Raw genomic sequence first — 4207 nt, 5'->3', positions numbered from 1 at the left:
AGTACAAGCAAGGTAGTCACTGCAAGTTGGATCAGTGCCAATTTTAAAGCCAAAGCAATGTCAAAATCAAGTTTTACCGCTTCATAGATAGCTACTTCCAAAGTATTGTATGCCGGTGAGCCTCCAAGAACGAGTACTATGGCAAATGAGGTAAAACATAAAAGGAATATCGTCGATGCGATGCTTAAGAGCGTAGAACGTAAAGCCGGCCACTCTACATAGATGAATCTTTCAAAGGTGCTAAAATTCAAACTTTTTGCAAGTTTGTATTTCTCTTTAGGAATAGATTCAAAAGTATGGAGTAAAGATCGTGATGCAAATGAAGCATTCAGATAGACATGTGCTACCAATATACCACCTAAGCCATAAAGGTAAGAGCCGAATGAATGATCAAAAAGATACAGGCTCAGTTGGTTCAGCCATCCATTACGTCCGAGTACAGATATAAGTCCAAATACTACGATAAGTGTGGGTAAGACCAAAGAGGAAGAGAACAACGCTACAAGTAAGGATCGCCCTTTAAAGTGTGGTTGATGCGCCAGACTCCATGCTAAAGAGATCCCTACCAACACCGACAACAGTGTAGATAAAAAAGCTTGATAGAGTGTGAATTTCAGAAGAGAAAATACTCTGGCATCAAATTGTGTTACTGTAGCAGTCTCTTGTGAGATAAAAAGAATAAAAAAAAGTAAAAATGCAAATCCTAGCAATAAGACAGATACAAACCCTCCAGGTAGCAGTGAATGTTTCAATCTTTTTACATCTTGTAACATCTTTATCTTTCCAATGCTTTAAGCCATTCGTTGATGATTGCTTTTCTATGTACTTCAACTGTTTTACCATCAAGTAAAATCATTTTGGATGGCTGAGTAAGTGTCTCGAACGCTTTAGGTAAACCTTGTTTTGTTTTTATGACAGGGTATGCCCAGTTTGCAGTGGGGATAATCTCTGCAAATGTTTCACTATGTAAAAAACGCAGAAACTTCTTCGCTAAATCTTTGTTTTTAGAAGACTTGAGTATAGCTGCAACTTCTATCTGTCCATAATGTCCCTCTTGAAAATGTGCCGTTTTAAAATTCGTTCTGTTTTCATCTATAATGTGATAAGCAGGTGAAGTCGTATAAGACAAGACCATATCTGCCTCACCTTTTAAAAACAACCCATAAGCCTCGGACCAACCTTTAGTGATGGTCAAGATATGAGGAGAAAGTCTTTTCCAATACTCTCCTGCCTTTTCTTTATATATCTCCTTGACCCATAAAAGCAAACTAAGCCCGGGGGTAGATGAGCGGGGATCTTGGATGACGATTTTAAAATTTTCTGGCATAGAGGTAAGTGCTTCAAATGACAATGGAGGATTTTTCAATTTATCTGAATCATATACAAAAGCCACATAACTGTAATCATAAGGTACAAAATTTTGATCTGTATAGGCTATAGGTAAGTCTAGATTTGAAGTATTCAGCTCATGTTCTTCAAAAAGTCCGGTCTTGTTTGCAGCTTCTGCTATGTTGGTATCTAGCCCAAGTAAGATATCTGCCTTAGTATTTTTACCTTCAAGTTGTATCTTACGCAGTGCCCCAATAGAACTTGACATCCCTACAAACTTAACATGACAATTGTGCTCTTTTTCAAAAGCTTCTTTTATCTTAGGGCCTGGACCCCAAGAAACAGCAAAAGCATCATAGGTGTAGATGGTGAGTGTGGGTTTTTCATTACCGAGTGTAATGCTTGTAAGGAGTAGAAGTATGTATAGTATTTTAATCATAAAAGATTATATCCCATAAATACCCTGTCTATTATTACCAACAAGTTTTAGTACAAAAATAGAATCCGGAATCTCTGTAAAAACTGAAAACATCTCTTTTTCCAAGAGTGCCATGATCACCTTATATTCACCATGTACCTGTGTGCTGAGTTCATTACGAACGACCTCAACACTTTGCTCTTTTTCAAGCTCGGCGATAAAATCTAATATAGGCGCTTCAAATTCTCTTTGAAGCGGATACATACTAATGTCTACAGAGATTTCCATCTATAAATCCTTATTAAAAATCGTATGATACCGTTAAACCAAAGGTTCTTGGTGCACCTAGTTGAGTATAAAGTTCAGTTTCCCATCCATTAGCTGGATTATTACCGAAAGATCCAAATCCTCTTACTTGTGTCTCTTCATCAGTAATATTTCTAACCCATAATGTAGCAGTTAAACTATTATGTATATACTCGAAGCTTGCATTTGCAATAGTTGCTGAGTCAGCTTTTTCATTGTGTCTGTTTGAGAAGTAGTAACTTCCTCTTCCTTCAACATTTGTTTTAAATATCCATGCATCTGTAAGAATGTAATTGAGACCGATATTGTATTGATATTCTGGTGATTGTGCCGGTGCTCTACCATTTACATCTACAGCGTCTGGATTTGGGTCGTTATATTCATCAAATTCAGCCTTAAGTAATCCAAGAGAACCATAAAGATATAAATTGTCTGACATATCATAGTCTAATTGTGCCTCTAACCCATAATATGTTCCTTCTGCAGCGTTGGCAAAGTATTCATTAAAATTAGTATTTGGGTCATTAGGGTTTTCAACATATGAACTTTTTACCTGTTGATCTTTTCTCTTTCCATAGAAGAAGTTAATACGACTTAAAAGTTTATTATCAAGATAACTACTATTTATACCTAGATCAATATTCCAAAGTGTTTCTGTTTCAAACTCTCTTGCATCATAAGGTATTTCGTTATTTGCATTAACACCACCCGGTTTATATCCTCTTGCAATAGTTAAGTAGTATAATCTAGTGTCATTTACAGCATAGTTCAACCCTACTTTTGCTCCATAGAGTGTTTCATCTGTAGGAATATCTGAACCAGCTGAGTCAGAATAGTCAGACTCAATGTCTTCTATTCTTAAACCTGTTACAAATGTCAGTTTATCATCTAGATGTGTATCTAACTGTCCATAGATAGCTTTGTTTTTTGTATGGTAATCTCCACTGTATTGTGGATACCATAAATGATTACGCGTTAATGCTTCTTTATAATCTTTATAGTAAGCACCAATTGTCCAATCACTTGAGTTATTAAAAATACGTCCTGATTCATCAGATACTACTCTAATGTCAAAATCTGTTTGTTCCTTATCTCTAATATATTCATCAAAACCTGTCCAAGCATCTGGATGAAACTCTGGATATGTCCAATCTTCATCATAATTATAAACCGTATCACTTTGTGAATAACTCAACTGTGTAATAACTTGATAGTTATCATATACACTCGTTGATTTAATGGCAAAAGCATCAGTTTTTTGTGTATCTTTTCCTGGTTCATCAGCAATAGATACTCTTGAATTATCAAGAGTAAATGCATCATAGCCATTGTCTACATCAATGTGTGCATAGTTAAAATCAACTGTATGACGGTCAGACACAAGCCAACGTAATTGTACTTTTGCAGTAAGTTCATCGATATTATTTGTATCTTCACGGTTTAAATAACTGTTTTCCATAAAACCGTCACTCGTATTTTTATATATAGAGAATCTACCCAAAAGTGTATCTTCAATCAATGTACCACCTACAGCTGCACCAAATGCTTTAGTATTATAATTACCGATAGTAGCTTCTATATGACCTTCTGTCTCTTTTGTTGGTTCATTACTTTCTAACGTTACAACACCAGCCATACCATTTGCACCAAATGTAGTTCCCTGTGGCCCTCTAAGCACTTCGATCTGTTTAATATCAAATGTTCCCACACCTAATGTAGTATTTGAGAAGTCTATTCCATCCATTATTAACCCTACGGATGGGTTAACTGGTGTTTCAAATTGGCTTCTCTCACCAATTCCCCTAATCTGAATATACTTGGCTTTGGATGCACCTGCCGTGAAATTTACATTTGGTGTTGAAGCTAAAGTCTCGATAAATGCTTGAGTTGATTTGTCATAGATCTCCTCTTCTCCTATAACAGTAACACTACTAGTTGTTTTTGACAATTTCGCTTCCCTAAAATCAGCACTTACAACAATAGGATCAAGTGTTGCTTCGTCAGCAAATGCAAGCGTGTTCAATAGTGCATAAGTTGCTATGATCGAACCAGTTAAAATTTTGGATTTCATTATATTTCCCTTTAAAATATGTATGTATTAAAGGAAGAAGAAGTATATAAAAGTGATAAATTACTTATCAAAGTAGATTATGT

The 4207-nt window shown here is 35.7% G+C and carries 4 protein-coding genes; all 4 read right to left on the bottom strand.

Annotated elements, in window-relative coordinates; translation table 11 throughout:
• Positions 1-773, bottom strand: a 773-nt coding sequence (locus ABZC96_RS08675; protein WP_373030495.1) for an ABC transporter permease subunit, incomplete at its 3' end; no start/stop codon positions are given.
• A gap of 2 nt (positions 774-775) precedes the next feature.
• A complete protein-coding gene (gene thiB / locus ABZC96_RS08670) occupies positions 776-1768 on the bottom strand; it encodes a thiamine ABC transporter substrate binding subunit (protein WP_373030494.1) in 993 nt (330 codons plus the stop codon).
• 6 nt (positions 1769-1774) lie between these two features.
• The gene (locus ABZC96_RS08665) at positions 1775-2035 is read right to left on the bottom strand and encodes a hypothetical protein (RefSeq protein WP_373030492.1); all 261 of its coding nucleotides are present in this window, start codon (positions 2033-2035) and stop codon (positions 1775-1777) included.
• Positions 2036-2048: 13 nt separating this feature from the next.
• Entirely contained in the window at positions 2049-4124 is a 2076-nt protein-coding gene (locus tag ABZC96_RS08660) for a TonB-dependent receptor (RefSeq protein ID WP_373030491.1), read from the bottom strand.
• Positions 4125-4207 lie beyond the last annotated feature (83 nt).

This window comes from Sulfurovum sp. (assembly GCF_041551015.1).
Classification (GTDB): Bacteria; Campylobacterota; Campylobacteria; order Campylobacterales; family Sulfurovaceae; genus Sulfurovum.
The sequence above is the reverse complement of the archived record's forward strand: the minus strand, read 5'-3'. Positions and strand labels throughout refer to the sequence as shown.